The following is a 23,392-nucleotide window of genomic DNA, read 5'->3' as shown; positions in this document are numbered from 1 at the left end:
CGTGTCCAGGATCGCACGAACCGGCGTTTTGTCAATGTCCCGGACCAAGATTTAGTTCTCCAAGGATGCGCGGGCCAGCTCGAAGCAGTGTGCCACCAATGCTTTTCGTGCCTCTGCTGGCAGTCCGGCTATGTCCACGATCTCGTTCCTCAATCTGACGAGCTTCGTGGCGCGCCGCATGATGGGCTCCATCCTGCCGCGACCGACTTTGGCGGCCATGGCTACCCATTCCTCTGCAATGGCCATTGCGAGAGGGACATTGCCCGCGACCGACGGTCGTTCGAAAATCTGGACTGCGGCATCCTCGCTCAGCGAACGGACGAGACCCCATCGATCGGGGTGGGCCTCGCCTCGATCCAATACCTGCCCGCGCGACCACAGTCGTTGCAAAGTATTGCGCACACCACCTGAGAACCGGTGTGGGGCACAATCCGGGTATCGCCAAGCCACGATGTCCGGAGCGATCACGGTTGCCAGGTAGGACCACACGTCATCGCGCAGTGACTCTCCCGTTCCCAACTCAGGATGGGATGCTAGATAGATGGCAGCTTCGTGATCGAATCGCGACCGCGCCACTTGGCTCGAATTCTCCGGAAATCCGGACCGAATGGCGATGTCCCTTATTGCCCTTCCGAGTTCGATTGCTAGATCTTCTGATCGGCTGCCGCCGCTTGCCGCGTACGACAGCATTGAGGCCCCGTCTTCGATGATTGCACGTGCCTTGATAGGAGTCAGTTGATTCGCGTCTACTGACTCCAGAATGTTCGAGATGCCAAGGGCGGTCAGCCGAGGTAGGAGCAGCACGCTCATTAATCGGCACTCCCCATGTCCGAGGTAGCTAGGAGAGAGGCACGGAATGCACCCGGATCGCGTTCCATCAGTGCCCGGACACTTGCGACTTCCTGACCAGGGAATGCGTTGCCGAGCCATTGAAGTATCTGCTGTCCGACGGAACCCTCGTTGCAATCGACAAAGTCTTCGGCGCCCGAGACTTCCCGGAGTGCGGCCTCAATCATCTGCGACATGACATCACCCATCATGGCCTGCAGGGATAGTCGGTCACCGCTCACAACCCGAGCAAGCCATTCCGGATGATCGGAGTTCACATAGAGCCGTACGCCCGCGGAAAAATCTCCCTGCAGCGAACTTGGGCGCCAGTGCAGATACCAAGGCGCATGCTCGTGTGGCCGTCCGCCAAAGATTCGAGAAAAGCTGGCAGTCTCTACCGGAAAACGAGAGTCACCCCCGTCTTCGATCAGAATGTCGTGGTCAGCCTGCCACAGCTTGGATCCTCGGTCTTGGGGCGACAGCACGGTGCCACTCGCCTCGGGCGCATCCAGCGTAACGAGCAGCGATACCCGTAAGCGCCCCGATAGCGTCCGTCCCGATACGCTTCCAGACATCAAGAAGTTATCTGTAGCGTGGTCCACGATCACCGCGTGGAGCCTGTCTTGGCGGCGAGGCAAGGTGCCGGCACCTGTACCGACAATGAGTGAGACCTTCAGCCGAAGCTTGTCCTCCGGAAGTTGTAGAGCTCCGGCGACCGCGGCCCAATCGATCGAAATGGAGTTGGCCACCTCCAAGTCGCGGGCATAGTCCCAGTTCTCTAGCACGTCGGTTGCACGATGGAGCGGCTTGCCGGGATCTCCGATCAACCAACCCTCGGGTCGGATCGAATCTTTCGGAATCACGAGAAAGGGAAAGGCGATCCGGGGGTTCATCGCGGACTTCCGGATTGCAGCCGAAGCTTCAGACCGAGTGCAGCCGTGGCGACGGTCGGGACAAATACCTCGATCTCGCCGGCCCTATGAGCTGCATGTATCCATGAACCATCTGCACTGGCGTCGCCAAGTACGATCCTCGCGACACATAGCTCAAAGCCGCCGGGAAGATCATCACCAGCCGTGGATCCACCGTCAACGACCAGGTAGGGTTCGGCAACGACGTGAAGCTCGCTGTCTGATGCATCGTTCTGAAGCTCCGCGTGGAATCTCGCCATGGTTCGTCCATTCGGATCGAGCGCGAGTCCGGCAAACTTGGGGGCGGTGACGAAAAGGGTCTTGCGTGAGGACGCAGAGCCTGCTCGGCGTATCGACTTTCCCGGCCCCATTGCGGAGACCCTGTCGAGAAACTGCCCCATCTTGGCCGCAATCGCCGCCAGCGAGGGGGTGGAAGCGTTCGAGTCAGACGACGGTGCCGCCGGGCGTATTTGTGGGCGGGCGATCTCATGGAGGCGTTTCATCGCGACCTGGACAAAGGTCTTGGCGCTTCCCTTTGGTAGGTTGTCCGGAATCCAGTCGTCGTGTGCAGGGGGTTCGGCTAGAGCAAACGCTTCTTCGATCTCATCGCTGTCCGAGCAGACGAAAACGCCTGCCCAGTCGAAGCGCCGATCGGGAAGGGGATCACCTTCGATGTATCTGACCACGAGTTCGACCGGCCTCATGAGTGCGATATGACTAGCCTGTTTCGGAATGATTGAGTCGGATCGCGCTGCCGCACCACGTCTATCTGCTCGTAGTCCCTTTTTAATCACGACGTTGCCGAGCAATCTTTTTGGACGCCCGCACATTATTGGATTCAGGCCGCTACCTCCTGCCCTATGTTCCTGGATTGCGGCTGCAAACAAGTCGAGGGGAGGGAACTCCTCGGGCGGTGGCAGCGAGATCTTTTTTCCTTCGAGCTCCACCTCGACACTGAGCTTCTTTGAAGCCGGCGTCGAGGCGGTCATACGTGGCCAAAAGTTCCAGAGAACCGTCTCGATTATGTCTTCGATCGAGGTGCTAAGATCCACGTCGCCGAGAAGCGGGTCGATGATGAGGATAGATGTTCCGGTCTGCCGTTCGCTACGGACAGGCATCCCGATCGCGGCTGCTAGCTCCACCGCAGAATCGCCGACAGAGGGTTCTATCGAAGCGTCGCCTTCCCTGACACCCCACCAATGGCGTCCTGTGAAACGTCGTCGCACGCCATCATCCACCGTGGCATCGAAAGCCGCTCCGAGATGGCACGCCATCAGTCTCCGTTCGTCTCGGCCTGCGCATCTGGTCTGGCTGTCGACAACGATGGTCGAGCAACTACTCATCGCATAGAGCGAACTTTTCCCGTAGCCATATGTGCCACCGCCGTGGTGGGTGTCGCGGGCCGCACCGACGTTACGAAGGAAGTTAACGAAATTGAGCGGCTCTTCGCCATCATGCGGTGCATCGGCGCGCGTCGGACCGGACAGTCCTTCGGTGCCGAAGTCACACAGTTCGAATACCCGCAGCTCAGATTTTGCCAGCGAGGTGTCGATATCCGCGCGCGTCGCGTCGCCGCGAGGACGCTCAGCCAACAAACGCCCAGCCAACGCGTCCCGTTGCTCAGGTGTCAGTGTGCGCAATCGGATCAGGACGACTGCCCCCGAATCTCCATCCGAGGCATCCAGTACGTTCTGAATGCCTTCGCGCAGCATCGTGGGCAACAGTTCAAGTGTTGGCCTTCCCAACAGACGCTTGAAACCTTCCGCAGCCATGTTGCCGGTCTTGGCGAACGGTTCGCTGAATAGCTGCAGTCGGGTCATGGGATAACCTTTGCTAGTTCGCTGGCGAGCTCATTGTCAGGAACGCGGAATTCAGAGGCCGCCCGCAGGTCAACCTCGTAGGCGACGGACAGAATGCCGTCAGGAAGCACGTGTCCGGGGAACTGTTTGGCAGTCAGCCGTGGAAAGCCCGGGTCGACTCTATAGCCACTGATCTTCTCGAGGGAGAATCGGATACGGTTCCAGGCTGCGGAATCGGGATCGGGACATCCCATGGCCGCCAACGCTTCTGCAAGTCTCTCGTGAGCTACGCCGGAGCGTACGATCTCACCACACAGTGAAGAGACGGCAAGCTCACCATTGGCTGCGCGCTCCACATGCAGATGCACGAGCAATAGAGATCCGCCGATCGGTTCCGACAGTTGATCGATGCTGCTGACATGGATCGATGTCGTGTCCGCGCGAGAAGATGTCTTCACTTCGATGGCGCGGTCGCCGCGGCGGAAATCGTGACGTTGATCGAATGGTCCAGTCCAAGCGCAGATGGCGCTTGCAGATCCGCGAACCAGCTCGCGAAGAACGAAGAGTTCTCCGATGAGGCCGATGATCTCGTGATCGGGGACATCACTAACTGCAGCATCGCTCAGTAGATCACGGAAGTCGGCGATGGTGCCCTCGACGGCCTCGACCGCGCCTTCGCCGCTGGCTATGCGGTGGACAACCTCGCTGGCGAGCTCCGCGAACACAGAATCTAGGGAGCGGTCGGTGCACATCACATCGATGAAGCGGGTGGCACGACCGGCAACCTCATAACGCGACATCGTCACTGACAGCCTGTCGCTCGACAACCCGCCTGCGATCGAGGATGCAGCTCCACATGGGACCATGAGCCGGGGCTGCCCCTCCGGGCCGATGGCGAGGCGCACTGCGCCGAAGCCAGTTTCGATACCAGAAGACAAGCTTGGCACCTCGATGGCACCGTCACCCGTCCGGGTATTTCGCAAACGCATCCATTGGGCAATCGGACGTTCAGTCATTGCTGGCACTTGCCCCGTCCGTTTCTTCTAGCTGTTCAGGCGTCGGGATGTCCAGCTCGACGGAGAAGTAGCCACCGGATCTGTCGAGCGATCCCGGGAATACAATGCCGATTCCCAGCAGATCTCCCACCGCATCCAGTGCGACGCGCGTGGGTTCCCCTGTGCGTGAGTGGCTCCTTGGTGCCGGCTTGGACTCGGCCTCGATCGGATACAGCAGCAAAAGAGGGACAGCGGGCCGCCTGAGTTTGAGGTCTGCCCAAGAGTCTCCCTTGCTTGCTCCGGTCTCCTCTGCGTCGATCAAGATGTCCCGTTTCGACATCAGCGCCTTGATGTCAGCGTACTCGTCGGACTCCGCCAATTTCGACCGTCGATTAGTGGGCACGGGACCCAAGAAGCCGAGAGAACGTCTTGAAGCTTGTCCGCTTTCCGTACCCACGACAGCGATGTTCCACGAGCTCAAGTCATCGGCGGCCTTATCCAGATAGTCGAGCAACATGTCTTTTCGTAGATCCATGTGCTGATCACAGATTGCATAATCGCGGAGGAACCTACGTACTGTCGCCAAGGGGACACCAGTGAAGATACGCCTTTCCGCGTGGTAGGTGCCCTTGGTCCGCGCTTCATTGACTAACCCTTCTGCGGCGCTCCAGTTGCTGGAAACGATGTGTTCCTTGAGATGATCGAAGCGGATCGTCTGGACGTGCTTGCCTTCCAAGCTGATGCTCGTTCTGTAAGCGTGCCGCATCTTTGCCTTCGAGGTGATGGCCAGCCCGGGGATCTGCCGGACTCGGACTGCCAGGTCCAATGGAGTCGCGCCCTTGATTTCACGATACTTGGCGATGTCCTGCCGTATCTCGTCCTCGATCCGCGCGAGAGCGCGGAAATTCAGAGCGAGATCACCGGTGGTCCAAAGGCGTGGAAGGTCGGCATAGCCGAAACGGTATCCGAACCAGCGCCCCATCTGCAGTAGGGTGTCGTACTGCTGCGAAGTGCGCAGAAAGAACGATACCGATAGCCCCTCAAGGGTCAGGCCGCGAGCGAGGACCGAACCGCCTACGACAATATAGGTCTTGGCTCCGTTCATGTAGTCGAGTCGCTCGTCACTGATGCCGTTCTCGACTGCAACCTCAAGCAATTCCAGCACCTCATCCAGCCATGGTGCCAGCTCCCTCGGCATCAGTGCTGGCTCATCGCCGTTGACCAAGGGAACCTTGGCGGTCTCATCATCCCAGACCCTTTCCAAGCGTCCCCAAGCCTCGCCGGTTGCCGTCGCCAAGTCGTTGGCGCAGTCAGCGAGCCATGCGCGTATCACGTCCGCCATGCGCGCATGCTGGCTGACGTTGGGAGACGTGTGAACAAGCATTGTCATGTGTGACGCCACCTGTCCACGTCTCCGGCGTATCGCACACGTGATTAGAAACCAGAGCAACGCCTTCTCAAGTTCGGCGGTGATCTCCGGGACGAAGGTCGCTTGGGCTCTGCTGCCGGCTGGCCGAAGCTTGGCGACCTCGCCTGTCGGGATCTTGCGAATCATGTTCTTGCCGGCCGATGCCCCCTCGTCCTTATCGGCATCGTCAGGGTCGAACCCGAAGACCTCGCGTGTTCCGAAGTAGTCCTTCGGTCTTGGGAGGTCCGTTATGAAGTCCTCAGGATAAAGGTCGTCGGATTCATGCGGGTTGATGAAGACGTTTGCGAAGGGGGTGGCGGTATAGCCGACGTAAGAGACTGCGGGCAGCGCCCGAATGATCCTGCGGATCCCTTCGTTGATCCTGGTCGGGCTGTCGTCCCGATTTGAGGCATCCACCGAAGCTTGGTCGCACTCATCGTCAATGATGAGCGTCTTGAGTGACCTCAGTACCTTGGTGGGGGTCCTCTCGACCGTGCGGAGGAAAGCGTCGAGCCGATTGGTTTCCTTTTTCATGACCACCAGCTGGGCGCGCCCGGTGACCGGCATCGTGAACTGCCCGTTGGCGGGGCGGACAAAATCACCGTCATCGTCCGCAGTGGTGTAAAGCTGCCAGAGATGACGGTGTCTTTCGACGATGTCTCCCTCAAGGCGCCGCTGAGTCTGTGCCCGCAGCTTATTGGTCACGCCACCCAGCAGCACGATCAGGTTGTAGCCCGCATCGACAGCCTTGGCGATGACGGCGGTCATGTTCGCAGTCTTACCGGACTGGACATAGCCGACTACCAAGCCCTTGCAGCGGAATTGTTCTTGGGCCGGGTTGGCCAAAAGCGACACCACCTCACTCGAGCTCTCGTCGATGGAATCGATTGCGTCGGGATCCCAGCGCTTCTCGTTCTCCAGATATCCTTCCAGCGCAGGCCAATGCTGGTCGGTGGCCGCCGGGCCGACGTACCAGTTGTCACGTGGCTTTGCGAGGGAGTTGCGTCGGATGATCTCGACACTTTGAAGTGTGCTCCGGACGATCTCGAGCGCCTCTGACAGGCTCGCTTCCATCTCGGCCGGGAATTGTCCGAACACGGTTGCGATTGAGTGCCTGTATGCAGCTGCCGCGGAATCTGGGGATCCATGGCTCGGAAGCTTCTGCCGGATTTCCCTGACGAACTGTTCAACCTGGGGCGGGAGTGACCGAGGGATCATCGGTGACCCTCCCTCATCCGGACCAACTCCAAGGCCTTTGCTACACCAATTCTTTCCATGATTTCCCCGATCAAGCGCCCCTTACGGACCTGAGTTTGCCAGAGCGTTGTCACATTTTCACCGGACAAACCCTTCAAGCCTCTCCCGAGCGCCTTTCCGCCGCTTTCCCCACGCTTCAAGCCTCTCTCGAGACGCTTGATGTCTTTCCAGAGCCGCTTTCCGCCGCTTTGGAGCGACGCCGCGCCTCTCCCATCACACTTGAAGCGTCTCCAGAGAGACTTTCAGCCGCTCTTCTCACACTTCAAGCGTCTCGGGAGCGGCTTCTTCCCTCTCTGGTTTCACTCCAGGCCGCTTTAAAGACGCGTGGAGGCGCTCTGCCCAAACTTTTTCCCTCTCTCACGTTTCTATGTGTGACTAATCAGACATTAGCGATGTTCGCGTCGCATTGCGTGCGTCGCGCGCTACGCTGCGGTTGCCGGCCGGACCCGGTCGGTATCACAGAAAGGAATCGAGAAACGATCATGAGCAAAAACCGCATCAGCGTGAGTTTTCCGCCCGACAGCGTGCAGCGCATCCGCGAAGCACTGGCCATCCTGGAAACCGAGTTCACCGCCCTCGTGTCCCTCAGCAAGGACGAGCGTCGCGACCTGTTCCGCATGGGGCCCAAGTCGCAGGCGTTCTGCACCACCGCCCTCAACGTCGCCGAAGAACACTCCGGCATCATGCCGCGCGACTTCGACATCGCCGCGTTCCGCCAGGACCAGGACGCACTGGACGTCCTGCGCCCGCTCGCCATGCGCTTCGACCAGTTGAACCAGCGCCTGGCCGATACCGAACTGCTGCTGGGCAGCGACCTGATGTCCGCCGCCCTGGAGGTCTACGGCCTGGTGAAGGGCTCGGCCAAGGACAAGGGACTGGACCAGGCGCGTCAGGCACTGAGCGAACGCTTCGAGCGCAATGGTCGCCGCCGCGTCGACGCCCCCATGCCCCCCGAACTCTGAGCGCCCGCACCCGTTCCACCCCAAGGCCCCGCATCGCGGGGCCTTTCGTTTGCGCCCGTCGTCCCGCGCCGCCAGCCCGCCCTGCCGTCATCTCCCTGAACGCACCCGCGCTTCAAGACCGTCCTGCGGCGGCCGATAGGAATGTGACAAAAGCATCCGCACCGCTGGCCACCATGTCCCCGTTACTTTGCCTGCCCGGCGGCGCGCCGGCGCGCCTGCCACCGTCCCCTGCACGCCGGCGCCTGACCCGCCTGGCGCGGGCGGCCGCCTGCGTCCTGAACCTGGTCGCGGCGGGCGCGCACGCGCAGGCGCCGGATCTGGCGCGCCTGTCGCTGGAAGACCTGCTGGACGTGGAAATCGTCACCGCCTCGCGCTTCCAGCAGCGCGTCGCCGAGGCGCCCTCGGTCGTCCAGGTCATCACCGCCGAGGACATCCGCACGCACGGCTGGCGCACGCTGGGCGAGGCGCTCGACAGCCTGCCCGGCCTCTACGTCAGCGACACCGGCCTGTACACCTACCTGGGCGCGCGCGGCCTGCTGCGCGCCGGCGACTACAACACCCGCTTCCTGCTGCTGGTCAACGGCCACCGCCTCAACGACCCCGTCTACAGCCAGAGCCCCATCGGCGCCGAATTCCCGCTCGACCTGTCGCTGGTGGAGCGGATCGAATACGCGCCGGGCCCCGGCTCGGCCGTCTACGGCTCCAATGCCTTCTTCGGCGTAATCAACGTGCTGACGCGCGCACCGGCGACCTTCGGGCACGGCGAACTGCGCGCGGCCGCCGGCAACCATGGCACCACCGACCTGCAGCTGACCGTGCCGGTGCGCACGGCCGCTGGAGACACCCTGCTGTCGGCGCGCGCCTTCGATACGCAGGGCCGCACCTTGCGCTTCCCGGCCTTCGCCGACACGCCGTCCGGCGGCGTCGTACGCGACCAGGATGGCGAACGCGCACGCCAGGTGTTCGTGCAGCACACCCGCGACCGGCTGTCGCTGCAACTGGTGGCCGGCGACCGCCGCAAGGAAGATCCGGTCGCCCCGTACCAACAGACCTTCGCAGAGCCCGGCGCGCAGGTACAGGACCGCTGGATCGCCTTCGGTGCCACGCTGGACGGAACGCTGGGCGACCGCGTGGACGCGAGCGCGCGCCTGGACGCGATCGACTACCGCTACGTCGGGGACTACGTGTACGGCGGCGCGCCGACCTACCTCAACCGCGACATCGCCTCCGGCGTCGCCTTCGTGGCCAGCGGCCACCTGGTCGCACGCCTCGGCGCGCGCCATACGCTGGTCGGCGGCATCGAGGTGCAGCAGGACCATGGCGTGGTACAGCGCAACTTCGACGTGGCGCCGTATGCGTCGTACCTGGAGGCGCGCCACGACATGACCAGCTGGGGCGTGTTCGTGGATGACGAATTCCGCTTCGCCGACGCATGGCGCGTCAACGCCGGCCTGCGCGCCGACCGCAGCGATCGCGGCGTCGTGCGCCTGAGCCCGCGCCTGGCGCTGATCGGCGAACCGCAGGGCGGTGGCCTGGTGAAGCTGATCGTGGGGCAGTCCTACCGCTCGCCCAACGCCTACGAGCGCTACTACCAGGTCGAGTCGGAGGAGGGCGCGCAGCGCGCCAATCCGGCCCTCGGCGCGGAACACGTGCAGACCGCCGAACTGTTCTACAGCCGTGGCGTGGGCGCGCGCGGGCGCGCCGAGCTCGGCGTCTACCACTACCGCCTGCACGACCTGATCACCCTGCTGGCCACCGACGACGGTGCGCTGACGATGTCCAATGCCGGCCATGCCCGCTCGCGCGGCGCCGAGCTGGCCTACGTCTACCAGGGCGACCGCGGGCTGCGCCTGCGCGCCAGCTATGCCTACAGCGAGGTCGCCGACTCGGAGGCCGCGCGCCCGCTGAATGCCCCGCACGGCATCGCGCGGGTGTCGGCGGCGGTGCCGCTGGCCGAGGGCTGGCGCCTGGGCATGAGCGCGCAGCGCATGGGCGGGCGCGTCTCGCGCGAGGGCCGCCTGCCGGCCTACACCCGGCTCGACGCGCACCTGGTGTGGGACGTCCCCGCGCGTCCGCTGGCGTGGTCGCTGGGCGTGCGCAACCTGCTGGACCAGGCCTATGCCGATCCGGTCGGCCCCGAGTTCCTGCAGGACACGGTGCCGCGCCGTGGCCGCGAACTCTGGCTCCAGGCGCGGTGGCGCTGGTGAGCGTGCGGCGCGCCTCGCAGGCGATGGCGGTGCTGCTGGGGCTGGCCGTGGCCGGCGCCGGCCACGCGCAAGTGGACGAGTACGCGCTGAAGGCCGCGTTCGTCTACAACATCGCCGCGTTCGCGCAGTCTGCGCACCCGCGCGCCTCGACGCTGACCATCTGCACCCAGACCGGCGAGGCGCTGGGGGCGGCGGTCGGCGCACTGGGCGGTCGCGACCTGGCCGGCCGCCGCGTGACCGTCGTCCGGGCGGCCGCGGCGACCGCCGGCGGCTGCGACGTGCTGGTGCACGACGCCGACCGCGCGGCGCCGGCCAGCGTGGCCGCGCTGGTGATCTGCGACGCCTGCACGCTGCCCAACGGCGTCAGCACGGTGACGCTGGTGCGCGAGGGCAACAAGATCCGCTTCGACGTCGACGCCACCCGTGCGCGGGCCAATGGCGTGACCCTGAGCAGCCAGCTGCTGCGCCTGGCCCGGCGGGTGCTGTGAGCACGCCCGGCTTCCGTGCCTCCTTGGGCATGCGCAACGGGACCATCGCCGCGACGGTGGTGCTGCTGCTGGCGGGCAGCCTGCTGATGCTCATCCAGTGGATCGACATCCGCCGCGAGGTCACCGCCGACGCCGAAGCGCAGGCGCGCGTGGTGGCCTCGGGCAGCGCGGCGGCAGTGATGTTCCGCGACGCTGCGGGCGCGCGCGAGACGCTTGCGCCGCTGGTGTCGGTGCCGGCGGTACGCCAAGCCGACATCGTGTCCGCCGATGGCGAGGTGATCGCCCGTTATCCCGAGGCTGCCGAGCCCGTCGCGCCGGCGTGCGGCTACGACTGCGCACGGGTGAGTGCGCCGGTGCTGTTCCGCGATCAGCCGGTGGGCACGGTGCGCCTTCAGATCAGCATGCAGCGGGCGCATGCGCGGCTGGGCAGCCTGGCGATCGCGTTCTGCATCGCCTCGGCCGCCGCCTACGCGCTGACCCTGCCGCTGATGCGGCGCATGCGCGCGCGCGTGCGCAGCGCCGAGGCGCAGCTGCACTACCTGGCCCACAACGATCCGGTCACCGGGCTGCTGAACCGCAATGCCTTCAATGCCCACCTGGAGCACGTGCGTGCGCGGGGAGGACCCCTGGCGCTGATCCAGCTGGACCTGGACCGGTTCAAGGAGGTCAACGACAAGCTGGGCCACCACGGTGGCGACGAACTGCTGCGCCAGGTGGGTCGGCGCATCGCCGAGGCGTTGCCCGGCGACACGGGCCTGTTCCGCTTGGGCGGCGACGAATTCGCCATCCTGCTGGCCGGCGACCATGCGGCCGCGCGGGTGGAGGGCGTGGCCAGCGCGGTGCTCGACCAGTTCGCCGCCGCCTTCGTGCTGGACGGGCTGAGCCCGCGCATCACCGCCAGTGCCGGCATTAGCCTGTGGCCCGACGATGCCACGCGGCTGGAGGAACTGGCCGCCAACGCCGACATCGCCATGTACTGCGCCAAGCGCGAAGGGCGCAATCGCGCCGTGCGGTTCGAGCCGCGGCTGCGCGAAGCGCAGCTGGCCCGCATCGGCGTGCGCGAAGCGCTGGGGCAGGCGGTCGCCGCGCAGCAGCTGGCGCTGCACTACCAGCCGCAGGTGTGTACCCAGACCGGTCGGCTGCTCGGTGCCGAAGCGCTGCTGCGCTGGACGCATCCCACGCTGGGCATGGTGCCGCCTTCGACATTCATCCCGATCGCCGAGGAGGGGCCGCTGATTCTGGAACTGGGCCGCTGGGTGATCAGCGAAGCGTGTCGGCAGATCGCGGCCTGGCATGCGGAGGGGCGCGGCCACGTGCGTGTGGCGGTCAACCTGTCGGTGAGGCAGACGCGCGACGACGCGCTGCCGGGCTACATCGACGACGTGTTGCGGCACACCGGCGTGCCCGCCCACTGCCTCGAACTGGAGGTGACCGAAAGCGTGCTGATGGACGATGCCGATGTGGCGGTGGGCCAACTCGCGCGCTTGCGCGCGCGCGGCATGCATCTGGCCATCGACGATTTCGGCACGGGATATTCGTCGATGGCCTACCTCAAGCGCCTGCCCATCGACACGCTGAAGATCGACATGGCCTTCACCCAGGCCGTGCCCGGCGACGGCGAGGCCATCGCCACGGCCATCGTGGCCATGGCGCATACGCTGGGTCTGCGGGTAGTGGCCGAAGGCGTGGAAACCCAAGAGCAGCACGCATTCTTCCGCGATGCCGGATGCGAGCAGATGCAGGGTTACCTGATCGGCCGTGCCGCGCCAGCGGACGCGTTCGCAGCGCAATGGCTGGCATCGCCAGGCGTGCTCTCCTCCTCTCAGGCCGCGACCGGCTGATACGGCGGATCCGCCTGGTCTTGATTCCCGTGGGACGCGAGGCGACATATCTGAACCCCAGCCCCCGGTCGCACCCCGCCCCTGCCGAGTTTCACGGGTCGCGCACGTCGGCGGGCGATAAGGTGACATCACGCCATCCAGAACCCGTACCTTCCCCATGGACAACTCCTTGATGGCAGGCGGCTCGCACGCGCCCGCCGAGCAGCGTGTCCGCCTGTACGAAACCCTGCTGCAGACCACGCCCGACCTGGTCTACATGTGGGACCTGCAGCACCGCTTCACCTATGCCAACGCTGCCCTGCTGGCCATGTGGGGCAAGACCTGGGACGAAGCGATCGGCAGGAACTGCCTGGAACTGGGGTACGAACCCTGGCACGCGGCCATGCACGACCGCGAGATCGAACAGGTCATCGCCACCCGCCTGCCCGTGCGCGGCGACGTACCGTTCAACGGCACCAACGGCCGCCGCATCTACGACTACCTGCTGGTGCCGGTGATCGGCCCCGACGGCACCGTCGAAGCCGTCGCCGGCACCACCCGCGACGTCACCGAACGCAAGCTGCACGAAGAAGCCCGCCGCCACAGCGAGGAACGCCTGGCCGCGATGGTCGATGCCACCTCCGACGTGGTCTACCGCACCAACCAGGACTGGAGCGCCGTCGATGTGGTGGGCGGCGGCCAGCTGCTGGGCCGCCACGGCACCCTGACGCCGGACTGGCTGGATGTGCTGGTCCACCCCGACGACCGCGACCTGGTGGCCGACGCCATCGCCCGCGCCCGCGCCACCCAGACCACCTTCAGCGCCGAACACCGCGTGCGCAACCAGCACGGCGAGTGGTCGTGGGTGGCCTCGCGCGCCGTGCCCATCCGCCCCATCGGCGGCGAGGTGACCGAGTGGTTCGGCGCCGCCACCGATATCACCGCGCGCCGCCAGCACGAAGAACGGCAGCGCCTGCTGCTCCACGAGCTCAACCACCGGGTCAAGAACACCCTGGCCATCGTGCAGTCCATCGCGCTGCAGACCCTGCGCAACGCCGACGACATCGGCGCGGCGTGCGACCGCTTCGAGGCGCGCCTGCACGCGCTGGCGCAGGCGCACGACGTGCTGACCCGCCGGGAGTGGGAACACGCGCCCCTGCAGGACATCGTGCGTACCGCCATCGCGCCGTGCCTGGTGGACGACGAGGACCGCTTCGACATCGACGGACCGGACATGCAGCTGGACCCGCAACGCGCGCTGGCGCTGTCGATGGCGCTGCACGAGCTGTGCACCAACGCCATGAAGTACGGCGCGCTGTCCGCACGGCCGGGACGCGTGCGCATCCACTGGCGCGCCGACACCGTGCAGGGCCGGCGCATGCTGGTATTGTCCTGGCAGGAAATCGACGGCCCGCCGGTGGCGGCCCCGTCGCATCGCGGCTTCGGCTCGCGCCTGATCGAGCGCGGCCTGCGCCACGACCTGCGCGGCGATGTCGCCCTCGATTTCGACAGCGCCGGCGTGAGCTGCCGGATCACCGCCCCTATACCCGAGCAAGGAATGGCCGCATGACCACCCCCGACCCCGCACCGCGTGTCTTCATCGTGGAAGACGAATCCATGCTGGTGATGCTGCTGGAAGACCTGCTGCCCACGCTGGGCTACGAGATCGCCGGCAGTGCGGGCTCGGTCGAACAGGCCCTGGCCGATCTTGACGGCACGCAGGTCGATCTGGCCGTCGTGGACGTCAATCTCGCCGGCACGCCGTCGTTCCCGGTCGCCGATGCCCTGCGCGAGCGCGGCATCCCGTTCCTGTTCACCACCGGCTACGGCCAGCAGGGGCTGCCCGAGCGCTTCGCCGATGCCGCCGTGCTGGCCAAGCCGTTCCGCCGCAAGGACATCGAAGACGCGCTGGCGCGCGTGCGCGCCGCGGCGTAACGTCCATGGCGTGAGCGTGGCGGGCGCATGCGCGCCCGATCATGCAGCGCCGATCATCCGGAAAGCCGGCGCGCCTTACGTCGGCGTGTCGCCGTCGCCATGCACGTACTGGATGCCCAGCAGGCGCGCCAGCGCATGCAGCCGCCGCAGCGCGGCCGACCGCAGGTGCATGGGCGCGCCGTCGTAGACCTGCTGCCACAGGCCGCGCAGGAAGGCGTGGGGATCACCGATGTCGGCGCCGGAGCGGACCAGGCTTTCCGCGTCGGAAAGCCGCGCGTCGATACGTTCTTGGCAGAGCATGTGTTGATGCTGCGGCGTGTGCCGTAAAGACGCCGTGCGCGATGCGTCAACCTGTTCAGCGCGCAGTTGCGTTCGTCCGCATCGTGACCTGAAGCTGAAAATCCGCGCGCCCCGCTCACGGTGCATCAACGTGCCGGCGCACACGCTTGACGCCCGCAAGCGAGGAACCCGCCATGGATCGCAAGACTGTGGATGCCACCCGCGTGGCGCCCAATCCGATCGAACAGCAGCGTCGTCCCGACGGTGCGCCCGTTCCCGGTGAATCCACCGGCAAGCGCACCAACGACGAACGCAACGACCCCGAGGCCGAGCCCGGCGCGACCGAGGGCCAGCCCCGCCACCATCCCCCGCAGATCTGAGGACACCCATGACTCCACTCGACAAACCGCTGCGCCGCGAGCTGACCCTCGGCGAACAGGCCTACACGCTCACCATCGATCCCGCCGGCCTGAAGCTGGTGGAGAAAGGTCGCCGCAACGGCGTGGAACTGCGCTGGACCGATCTGGTCGCCGGCGACGCGGCGCTCGCCGCCGCGCTGCAGGCATCCACGGCAGAAAAATAGGCGCCCCTGGCGGCGCGAAGGAGCATCGTCATGAGATCCGCATCCGACCTCACCGCGCATGGCACGCCGAAGCCCAGCCAGCCCGGCACACCGACACCGCCGGGCCGGCCGACGCCACCCGGCCAACCCTCGCACCCCGGCACGCCCAGTCCACCGGGCACGCCGAGCGATCCGTATCGCCCCGAGCGGCAGGATCCACCGCCGATGCCCCGTGATCCGGGCGATCCGGACGACCTGCCGATCGGGCCGGACCAACCGCCCGAAGCACCGGCGCACATCGACGATCCGCGCGATCCGCGCGATCCGCGCAGCATCGCCGACTGATCACCGCGTACCGCTGTACCCATGCGCGCTTTGCGCATGCCGCTGCACCGTCGCCCGCGTGGCGTAACGAAAGGAAACACCGATGGCCATCGTCGTCCCCACACGACAGGAGCAGGAAGGAGTGCCCATGCGACTTGCCGATTTCATCCAGAACAACATGCAACGGATCCTCGACGATGCCGTGGAGTTCGCGCTCACCCAGGCGCCGGCCGGCGCCGACCTCAACCTCAAGCGCCTGCGCAACGACATCCCGCTGATCCTGCGCGAGATCGTCGCCGACCTGCGCACCCCGCAGAGTCCGGCGCAGCAGCGCGCCAAGGCGCAGGGCCTGGCGCCCGTGTCCGCCGGCCCGGAATCCGCCGCCACCAGCCACGGCCGCAGCCGCGCCGACGACGGCTTCGGCGTCAACCAGATGATCGCCGAGTACCGCGCGCTGCGCGCCTCGGTGCTGCGCCTGTGGGCGGCCGACGACGACTGGGTCACCACCGCCATCGACGACATGATCCGGTTCAACGAGGCCATCGACCAGGCCGTGGCCGAATCGCTGGCAGCGTTCTCACGCACGGTGGAATCGTGGCGCGACGTGTTCCTGGGCGCGCTCGGCCACGATCTGCGCGGACCGCTCACCGCGGTGGTCGGCACCGCCGACCTGCTGGTGGACAGCACCCGCGACACCCCGCACGCGCGGCTCGCCGAGCGCATCCTCAACGGCGGCGTGCAGCTGAGCCGCCTGGTCGACGGCCTGCTCGACTACAGCAAGAGCGCCCTCGGCGCCGGCATGACCCTGCACCGCGTCCCCTGCGACCTGGGCGAAGCGATCGCCGAGGAAGTCGAACTGCTGCGCACCACGCTGCAGGACGCGCCCATCACCCTGCACGTGCAGGGCGACACCCGCAGCCACGTCGACGACGCCCGCCTGCGAGAGGCCGTGCACAACCTGGTCACCAACGCGGTGAAGTACGGCGACGACGGCGAGATCCGCGTCACCGTGGAAGGCGATGGCGACCGCACCTGCATCGCCGTGAGCAACGCCGGCGACCCCCTCTCCACCGACGCCCTCAACGCCCTGTTCGACCCCCTGCGCCGCGGCTCCAACGCCGCCAGCAAGGGCGAACACACCAGCCTGGGCCTGGGACTGTTCATCGTCCGCGAAATCGCCACCGCCCACGGCGGCGACGTCACCGCCCGCGTCGAAGACGGCAGGACCCTCTTCGTCATCACCCTCCCGCGCCAGGACGTGCGGATGGCGCTGCAGGCGTGAGCGGCGAGGGGGAGTGGCTTTTCCTTCTCCCCGTGCCAACGGGGAGAGGGTGCCGAAGGCGGGTGAGGGGCGAACGGAGTTGGGATGCGTCGGCGCCCGGTGAATCACCGCGCTCTGCCCCTCATCCGCCCTCCGGGCACCTTCTCCCCGCACGCGGGGAGAAGGAACAGCCCGCATCTCGCGTGGAACTGCATTTCCTTCTCCCCCGTGAAATCGGGGAGAAGGCGCAGCTCACATCTCGCGCAGACCCGTATTCCCTTCTCCCCGTGAGAACGGGGAGAAGGTGCCGAAGGCGGATGAGGGGCGCTTTTGCTTCCGCTTGCAGCAACCACGCTCATCGCATCACCGCCACCGCATCGCGCGACGCGGAATCTTGCGTCGCCGCGATCACCACCGCGCGCACCCCTCATCCGCCCTCCGGGCACCTTCTCCCCGCACGCGGGGAGAAGGAGTAGCCCGCATCTCGCGTGGAACTGCATTTCCTTCTCCCCCGTGAAATTGGGGATAAGGTGCAGCTCACATCTCGCGCAGATCCGCAGTTCCTTCTCCCCGTGACAACGGGGAGAAGGTGCCGAAGGCGGATGAGGGGCGCTTTTTCTTCCGCTTGCAGCAACCACACTCATCGCATCACCACCACCGCATCGCGCGAGGCGGATGACTGCGCCGCTGACTTCACCACCGCGCGCGCCCCTCATCCGCCCTCCGGGCACCTTCTCCCCGCACGCGGGAAGAAGGAACAGCCCGCATCTCGCGTGGAACTGCACGAGGGCAGTCGCCCGGAATGTTGCCATGGCGTGTGCACCAGACTGAAGCCGATGCACACGATGGTCACGCGGTATCGGGAAGATCGGAGTCACGCCGTACGCAGCATCACCTGCACCGGTCTGTTCCCTTCTTCTCTACCAAGGACAATCAGATGACACGCGATACTTCAGAACGCGACGCGAACCGCGACCCCATCACCGGTGCACCGGGCTCGCACCCGGTAGGCGTGGGCGTGGGCGGTGTGGCAGGCGGCATGGCCGCCGGTGCGGTGGCCGGTACTGTCTTCGGTCCGATCGGCACGCTGATCGGTGCGGCCGCCGGGACCGTGCTCGGTGCCGCCGCCGGCAAGGGCGTGGCCGAGCGCATCGATCCGACCGGCGAAGTCGAGTACTGGCGGGAGACCGCGCCGACGCGTCCGTACTACTCCAGCGAGCACGATTTCCAGCGCGACTACGCGGGCGTCTACCACGCCGGTGCCGTCGCGCGTGGCGAGTATCCCGAACAGTCGTGGGAAGAGACCGAGCGCCGCCTGCAGGCGGGGTGGGAAGAGCGCCGCGGCGAGTCGCGCCTGGACTGGGACCGCGCGCGTCCGGCGCTGCAGGATGCGTGGGAGCGCGCCGACCGCACCTACGGCGCGTATGCGCGCAGCGACGAGCATTTCTCCAAGCGCTTCGACACCGCCCCGTACCGGCAGGGTGACGACGCCTTCGACGACTACCGGCCGGCCTATCGCTACGGCACGTACGCGCGCGCGCAGTATGCCGACCGTGACTGGGACGACAATCTCGCCGCCGACCTGGAGCGCGGCTGGGATCGCGCGCGCGGCAGCTCGCGCCTGACGTGGGAGCGCGCCAAGCACGCCGTGGCCGATGCGTTCACCCTCGACCGCCAGCGGCCGCACTGACGCAGACGCCGCGCGCCCCGCTCCGCGGAGCGGGGCGCCGCGGACCTGCATGGCTTTTCTCTTAAGACAAGGAACACGACATGACGTCATTGCCCTCCGATGCCCTGGTGGTGATTGCCGACGGACAGGGTGCGCGGCTCTTCCGCAACCGTGGCGAAGACGGCGCGGTCGCGCTGCATCAGGTCGACCTGCTGGAACTGATGAACATGAACGACGACGGCCCGGCCGGCAGCATGCCCGGCGAATCCTCGAGCCGGCAGATCGATGAGGCCACCTTCGCCAAGCAACTGGCGCAGGGACTGAACGACAGCGCGCTGAAGCAACGCTATGCGCACCTGGTCCTGGTCGCCGATCCGGTCACGCTGGGGCGCGTACGTCCGCTCCTGCACAAGGAAACCACGCAGCGCCTGATCGCCGAGATCGGCAAGGATCTGACCAACAGCCGGCTGGACGCGATCGAACAGGCGCTCGCCGCGGCATGAGCGACCATGCGGACTCTCTGCCCGTGGAGCCCACGCGTGCGGCGGTGGACGCGTTGCCTGGTACGCTGCTGCTGGAATTCGGCGCGTCCTGGTGCGGACATTGCCAGGCGGCGCAGCCGGTCATCCAGGACTGGCTGACGGACACCGGCGGCATCACCCACCTCAAGATCGAGGACGGCAAGGGACGGCCGCTGGGCCGCAGTTTCGCGGTGAAACTGTGGCCCACGCTGGTGCTGCTCGACGGCGTTCGGGAACTCGCGCGCGTGGTGCGGCCCACGCGGGCATCCGACCTCGCGCCGTTGCGCCTCGCGCTGCAGGCGACGCAAGGCCGCGCGACGCGCTGATCTCTGATGTTGTCATCCGTGCGGACGGTCAGCGCGGAACGGTGTCGCGCGCGTCCGGATAGTCCTTGTCCGGATCGCGCGGCGCCTTGTCTTCGTGCGGAATGTCGGGCTGGTCGTGGTCCTTCCACGTCGCTTTGTCGTTGCGATGCCGGTCGGGCGTGTTGGCCTGCTCGCCATCGCTATGCGGGTTGGACGGGTTGTCGGGTTGCATGATGACCACCGTGGCAGGGGAGGCGATGGCACGCCACCGGGCGTGAGGGAAGGGCGATGCGGGCACGCGTCCTGTACGACATTGCGGATCGGCGTGCGTCGCACGACCCTCGCCTCATCATGGACTCAGCGGTAGACGCGTTCGCAGCGGCGCTCGACGATGCGGTCGCCCTTGGTTTCCTGACTGTTGCCCTGCACCTTGCGGCCGATAGCGCCACCGGCCACGGCGCCGCCGACGGTGGCGACCTTCCTGCCGTTGCCGCTGCCCACCTGGTTGCCGAGCAGGCCGCCGACGACGGCACCGATGGCGGTGCCGGCCACACGGTTGGGATCGCGGCTGTTCTTCTGCACTTCCACGTTGCGGCACTCGATCCTGCTGCCGTCGCTGAAACGGCGGCCTTCATCCTGCGGACCGTAGGTCTGCGCCGCGGCGGCCGACATCACCGACATCAGGCTGAGCGAAAGCAGGTAGCGGGAGGTATTCATGTCGTATCTCCATCGTGGGAATCGCAGGCAAACGCTGCGCGCGCCATCGCGAAAGCCGGGTGAAAAGCGGCGTCGCCATTCATGCGCCAGTGTTACGTTCGTGACGCGCACACCACAAAGCTGACGACAGCCTGACGACCACGGCAGGCGTTGACGGGCGCGTGACGCCGGCACGCCTAGCGTGGCCGGCAGACCCGACGAGGAACCGCCATGCATACGCCCGAAGAACTCGAAAAGAAGCTGTGGAAAGCGATCAAGTCCGACCGCACGATGATGATCGGCCTGGACGGCGCCGAAGACGGCCACACGCGGCCGATGACCGCCCTGCTGGAACACGACGGCCGCGGCCCGCTGTGGATCTTCACCGCCACCGACAACCTGCTGGCCCAGCGCACGCAGTCGCCGCAGCGCGCCGTCGCCACGTTCGCCTCGATGGGGCATGACCTCTTCGCAAGCCTGCAGGGCTCGCTGGTGCGCGACGACGACCGCGAGGTGATCGACCGCCTCTGGAATCCCTTCGTCGCCGCCTGGTACGAAGGCGGCAAGGACGATCCGAAGCTCGCGCTGCTGCGCTTCGACGCCGAACACGCGGAAATCTGGCTCAACGAACACAGCCTGCTCGCCGGCGTAAAGATGCTGCTCGGCGTGGACCCGAAAGAGGACTACCAGGACAAGGTGGCGGAAGTGAATCTGCGCGGTTGAGGCTGCTTTTCCTTCTCCCCGTGCCAACGGGGAGAAGGAACGTCCGGCCCCAGTGGAGTTCTCCCGCTTTTCCTTCTCCCCGTGCCAACGGGGAGAAGGTGCCGAAGGCGGATGAGGGGCGCTCTTGATTTGCGGTGCGACAGGTGGGGAAGCGTGTAATGCTGCTGATTCCCAGGTCGAGCGGATCGCCGTCGCCTTTGAACCCAGCTCCGCGCTCGCCCCTCATCCGGCCTCCGGCCACCTTCTCCCCGCCTCGCGGGGAGAAGGAACATCCGACCCCAGTGAAGTGCCCCCGCTTCTCCTTCTCCCCGCCGAGCGGGGAGAAGGAGCATCCGACCCCCAGTGAAGTGCCCCCGCTTCTCCTTCTCCCCGTGCCAACGGGGAGAAGGTGCCCGAAGGGCGGATGAGGGGCGCTTTAGATTTGCTGCGTGATCCGCGAGGAAACTTGCAAGGCTGCTGATTCGCAGGTCGAGCGGATCGCCGTCGCCTTTGCACCCAGCTCCGCGCTCGCCCCTCATCCGGCCTGCGGCCACCTTCTCCCCGCCGAGCGGGGAGAAGGAGCATCCGACCCCCAGCGAAGTGCCTCCGCTTCTCCTTCTCCCCGTGCCAACGGGGAGAAGGAACTGCGGAGCGGGCAGCAGTTACTCGTTTGCCTTCTCTCCTGAAGGCAAACATGGAATGCACGCCATGCGATTCCACCACCAAGCGGGTACCGCGCCAGCGATCCTTCGACGGGGACGCACCTGCAGCCAAGCTGGGCGAAGCTAGGGCTTCGCACAACGGTACCCATGTGGTCGCCGTGGCTGTTTCACCTGGATCCGGCAGGCCGCTGTCGCGGCATCGACCACGCAGGCAGTGTTGCGTGGCGATCGCGAAGATCGCGTCAACATCATGTGTCGGCAACCACCGGACTGCTTAGCGGATCACACCATCGCATGAACCCGCGCTGTCCTGCGCGTCAACGCGCGGGCGATGGCGCCGCGGCGCTGCCCGCCTCGATGAATACCGGGTTGGAATAGAACCACAGGTCCTGCCAGGGATCTTCGCCGGGCACATCGGCCGGCGGGGTCGTGTCCAGCGTGGAGCTGCCGCGTGCGCGCACGAAGGCGCCGCGTGCGGGTACCGGCACGTTCCAGGTGACGACCAGCATGTCGCCGTCGCGGCGCCAGGCGTCCGCGCGCCAGTGGCGCGTCTGCATGACGGGCGTACCGGCATCGCCGGGAGAGCCGACGATCAGTTCCATCTGCGCCAGCGCCGGTCGCTCGCCGTTCGCGTTCGGCCGGGAGGGCTGGCGCACGCGCAGTTCGATGCGCATCGTGCTGCCGACGGGCAACGCCAGCGTCTCGCCCAGAGTCGCCACGTGCGCGGCATCGTCGCCGCGCACCGTCAGTTCCAGCGCATCGATCAGGTCGCCGGTGACCGCGAACATGCGCCCGTGGCGCAGGCCGTCGAGGATGTCGCCGGCATCGCGCCGCGCCCGGACGTAGGTCTTGCTGTATTCGCCGGGATCGTAGTCGCGGCCGCCGTCGCGCAGGTTGTGGTGGGAGTCGGAGGTGGCGGTGATCCAGAAGCGCCGGCCTTCGGCCAGCAGCGTGTCCCAGACGCCGCCGACCTGGGTGGTCATCTGGTCGAAGCCGCCGAAGGTCGGCGCGGCCCGGTTGCGGTACAGGCCACGCTCGCTGCGGATGGCCTGGTGGCCGGGCGCGCCTTCCATGCCGACCAGCACGCGCGGGGCGGCGTCGTGCCAGGCGCGCAGTTCGTCCGGCTCCACGTCGCCCCACTGGCCCACGCCGGTGGCGGTGCGCGAGGGATGGTTGACGACCATCAGCGGTGGCGCGGGCAGGCCGCGCATGTGCGCCAGCGCGGCGAGCATGATCTGCGCATCGTCGCGCTGCACGCCCTCCACCGGCTCGTTGCGGCTGAAGCGGCGTTCGATGTCGACCAGTTCGTCGCGCTCGTGGGCGCCGGGCGCGATGATCAGCGAGGCGTGCTCGGCCGCCGGCACGTCGAATTCCATGCCATTGAACTGGATCAGCGCCGGCACGTCGCGGCGCGCCTGTTCCAGCGCGGGCCAGGCGTGGTCGCGCGTCACCGTCGAGTGGCCGGGGCCGCCATGGTCGGTGTGCACCATCCAGGTGAGGCCGTACGCCAGCGCCTGGCGTGCGTTGCGGCTGCGCGTGTACGGCGAATCGCCGCCGCGGATCGGCGTGGGCGGTGACGTGGTGCGGTCCCAGTCCACGCTCCATTCGCTGTGCACGTGGTGGTCGCCGGGCTGCCAGGCGCGGCCATCATCGGCGGCCACGGCATTCGCGGACAGGGACAGGGCCAGCAGAGCCGGCAGCAGGAAGCAGCGCATGGAGACCTCGCAGGACGCGACGCCGCCGCAGGCACGGCGGGCCGCAGGAAGAAGAGGCGCGCCGCGAGCGGTGCCGCGGCGCGCCG

23 protein-coding genes are annotated in these 23,392 nt (G+C 66.4%); 14 read left to right on the top strand and 9 right to left on the bottom strand.

Annotated features, from left to right (window positions below; translation table 11 throughout):
• Positions 1-51: 51 nt before the first annotated feature.
• The 5 genes from VGN58_RS06145 to VGN58_RS06125 are packed head-to-tail and all read right to left on the bottom strand — an operon-like array spanning position 52 to position 7,039.
• Positions 52-810: a hypothetical protein gene (locus VGN58_RS06145; protein WP_327482424.1), complete on the bottom strand. Its 759-nt coding sequence runs from the start codon at positions 808-810 to the stop codon at positions 52-54.
• Positions 810-1,721, bottom strand: coding sequence for a hypothetical protein (locus VGN58_RS06140; protein ID WP_327482423.1), 912 nt, complete (start codon positions 1,719-1,721; stop codon positions 810-812). Before VGN58_RS06140 ends, VGN58_RS06145 begins: the two co-directional genes overlap by 1 nt.
• Positions 1,718-3,559, bottom strand: coding sequence for a hypothetical protein (locus VGN58_RS06135; protein ID WP_327482422.1), 1,842 nt, complete (start codon positions 3,557-3,559; stop codon positions 1,718-1,720). Before VGN58_RS06135 ends, VGN58_RS06140 begins: the two co-directional genes overlap by 4 nt.
• Positions 3,556-4,554, bottom strand: a complete 999-nt coding sequence (locus VGN58_RS06130; RefSeq protein ID WP_327482421.1) for a PD-(D/E)XK motif protein — start codon at positions 4,552-4,554, stop codon at positions 3,556-3,558. The genes VGN58_RS06135 and VGN58_RS06130 overlap by 4 nt, the downstream gene beginning before the upstream one ends.
• The gene (locus VGN58_RS06125) at positions 4,547-7,039 is read right to left on the bottom strand and encodes a Z1 domain-containing protein (protein ID WP_327482420.1); all 2,493 of its coding nucleotides are present in this window, start codon (positions 7,037-7,039) and stop codon (positions 4,547-4,549) included. The genes VGN58_RS06130 and VGN58_RS06125 overlap by 8 nt, the downstream gene beginning before the upstream one ends.
• Positions 7,040-7,680: 641 nt before the next feature.
• Here VGN58_RS06125 and VGN58_RS06120 point away from each other — a divergent pair.
• The 6 genes from VGN58_RS06120 to VGN58_RS06090 all read left to right on the top strand — a co-directional run bounded on the left by VGN58_RS06120 (position 7,681) and on the right by VGN58_RS06090 (position 14,610).
• Positions 7,681-8,160, top strand: coding sequence for a hypothetical protein (locus VGN58_RS06120; protein ID WP_327482419.1), 480 nt, complete (start codon positions 7,681-7,683; stop codon positions 8,158-8,160).
• A 143-nt stretch (positions 8,161-8,303) separates the two neighbouring features.
• Positions 8,304-10,367, top strand: a complete 2,064-nt coding sequence (locus tag VGN58_RS06115) for a TonB-dependent receptor plug domain-containing protein (RefSeq protein ID WP_327482418.1) — start codon at positions 8,304-8,306, stop codon at positions 10,365-10,367.
• On the top strand, positions 10,364-10,855 hold the full coding sequence (locus VGN58_RS06110; RefSeq protein WP_327482417.1) for a YfiR family protein: 492 nt from the start codon (positions 10,364-10,366) through the stop codon (positions 10,853-10,855). The genes VGN58_RS06115 and VGN58_RS06110 overlap by 4 nt, the downstream gene beginning before the upstream one ends.
• A gap of 29 nt (positions 10,856-10,884) precedes the next feature.
• Positions 10,885-12,696, top strand: a complete 1,812-nt coding sequence (locus tag VGN58_RS06105; RefSeq protein ID WP_327482416.1) for a putative bifunctional diguanylate cyclase/phosphodiesterase — start codon at positions 10,885-10,887, stop codon at positions 12,694-12,696.
• 157 nt (positions 12,697-12,853) lie between these two features.
• Positions 12,854-14,245: a sensor histidine kinase gene (locus tag VGN58_RS06095; RefSeq protein ID WP_414710756.1), complete on the top strand. Its 1,392-nt coding sequence runs from the start codon at positions 12,854-12,856 to the stop codon at positions 14,243-14,245.
• Positions 14,242-14,610, top strand: coding sequence for a response regulator (locus VGN58_RS06090; RefSeq protein ID WP_327482415.1), 369 nt, complete (start codon positions 14,242-14,244; stop codon positions 14,608-14,610). The genes VGN58_RS06095 and VGN58_RS06090 overlap by 4 nt, the downstream gene beginning before the upstream one ends.
• A 75-nt stretch (positions 14,611-14,685) precedes the next feature.
• Here VGN58_RS06090 and VGN58_RS06085 read toward each other — a convergent pair whose 3' ends face one another.
• Positions 14,686-14,910 (bottom strand): hypothetical protein, encoded by a 225-nt coding sequence (locus VGN58_RS06085; protein WP_327482414.1) that lies wholly within the window; start codon positions 14,908-14,910, stop codon positions 14,686-14,688.
• A gap of 173 nt (positions 14,911-15,083) precedes the next feature.
• On the opposite strand from VGN58_RS06085, the gene VGN58_RS06080 reads away from it, so the two are divergent.
• The 7 genes from VGN58_RS06080 (at position 15,084) to VGN58_RS06050 (ending at position 19,552) form a co-directional block, all read left to right on the top strand.
• Positions 15,084-15,269, top strand: a complete 186-nt coding sequence (locus VGN58_RS06080) for a hypothetical protein (protein WP_327482413.1) — start codon at positions 15,084-15,086, stop codon at positions 15,267-15,269.
• A gap of 8 nt (positions 15,270-15,277) precedes the next feature.
• Positions 15,278-15,472 carry a hypothetical protein gene (locus tag VGN58_RS06075; RefSeq protein ID WP_327482412.1) on the top strand — a complete coding sequence of 65 codons (195 nt, stop codon included), beginning with the start codon at positions 15,278-15,280 and terminating at the stop codon, positions 15,470-15,472.
• Positions 15,473-15,502: 30 nt separating this feature from the next.
• Positions 15,503-15,796, top strand: a complete 294-nt coding sequence (locus VGN58_RS06070) for a hypothetical protein (RefSeq protein ID WP_327482411.1) — start codon at positions 15,503-15,505, stop codon at positions 15,794-15,796.
• 127 nt (positions 15,797-15,923) lie between these two features.
• Positions 15,924-17,057, top strand: coding sequence for a HAMP domain-containing sensor histidine kinase (locus VGN58_RS06065; RefSeq protein ID WP_327482410.1), 1,134 nt, complete (start codon positions 15,924-15,926; stop codon positions 17,055-17,057).
• A 916-nt stretch (positions 17,058-17,973) separates the two neighbouring features.
• Complete coding sequence (locus VGN58_RS06060; RefSeq protein WP_327482409.1) at positions 17,974-18,726, top strand: hypothetical protein; 753 nt, start codon at positions 17,974-17,976, stop codon at positions 18,724-18,726.
• Positions 18,727-18,806: 80 nt separating this feature from the next.
• Positions 18,807-19,208, top strand: coding sequence for a host attachment family protein (locus tag VGN58_RS06055; RefSeq protein ID WP_327482408.1), 402 nt, complete (start codon positions 18,807-18,809; stop codon positions 19,206-19,208).
• A complete protein-coding gene (locus VGN58_RS06050; RefSeq protein ID WP_327482407.1) occupies positions 19,205-19,552 on the top strand; it encodes a thioredoxin family protein in 348 nt (115 codons plus the stop codon). The genes VGN58_RS06055 and VGN58_RS06050 overlap by 4 nt, the downstream gene beginning before the upstream one ends.
• A 28-nt stretch (positions 19,553-19,580) precedes the next feature.
• Here the strand turns inward: VGN58_RS06050 and VGN58_RS06045 are convergent, their stop codons facing one another.
• Both VGN58_RS06045 and VGN58_RS06040 read right to left on the bottom strand, forming a co-directional pair.
• Positions 19,581-19,763, bottom strand: coding sequence for a hypothetical protein (locus VGN58_RS06045; protein WP_327482406.1), 183 nt, complete (start codon positions 19,761-19,763; stop codon positions 19,581-19,583).
• A 125-nt stretch (positions 19,764-19,888) separates the two neighbouring features.
• The gene (locus tag VGN58_RS06040) at positions 19,889-20,248 is read right to left on the bottom strand and encodes a glycine zipper 2TM domain-containing protein (protein ID WP_327482405.1); all 360 of its coding nucleotides are present in this window, start codon (positions 20,246-20,248) and stop codon (positions 19,889-19,891) included.
• Positions 20,249-20,458: 210 nt separating this feature from the next.
• Here VGN58_RS06040 and VGN58_RS06035 point away from each other — a divergent pair, with 210 nt between their 5' ends.
• Positions 20,459-20,950: a pyridoxamine 5'-phosphate oxidase family protein gene (locus tag VGN58_RS06035; protein WP_327482404.1), complete on the top strand. Its 492-nt coding sequence runs from the start codon at positions 20,459-20,461 to the stop codon at positions 20,948-20,950.
• Between the two features lie 958 nt (positions 20,951-21,908).
• Here VGN58_RS06035 and VGN58_RS06030 read toward each other — a convergent pair.
• Entirely contained in the window at positions 21,909-23,306 is a 1,398-nt protein-coding gene (locus VGN58_RS06030; RefSeq protein WP_327482403.1) for a hypothetical protein, read from the bottom strand.
• Positions 23,307-23,392 lie beyond the last annotated feature (86 nt).

It is taken from the genome of Pseudoxanthomonas sp., assembly GCF_035999195.1.
Lineage (GTDB): Bacteria > Pseudomonadota > Gammaproteobacteria > Xanthomonadales > Xanthomonadaceae > Pseudoxanthomonas_A.
This window is presented reverse-complemented; position numbering and strand designations above follow the sequence as displayed.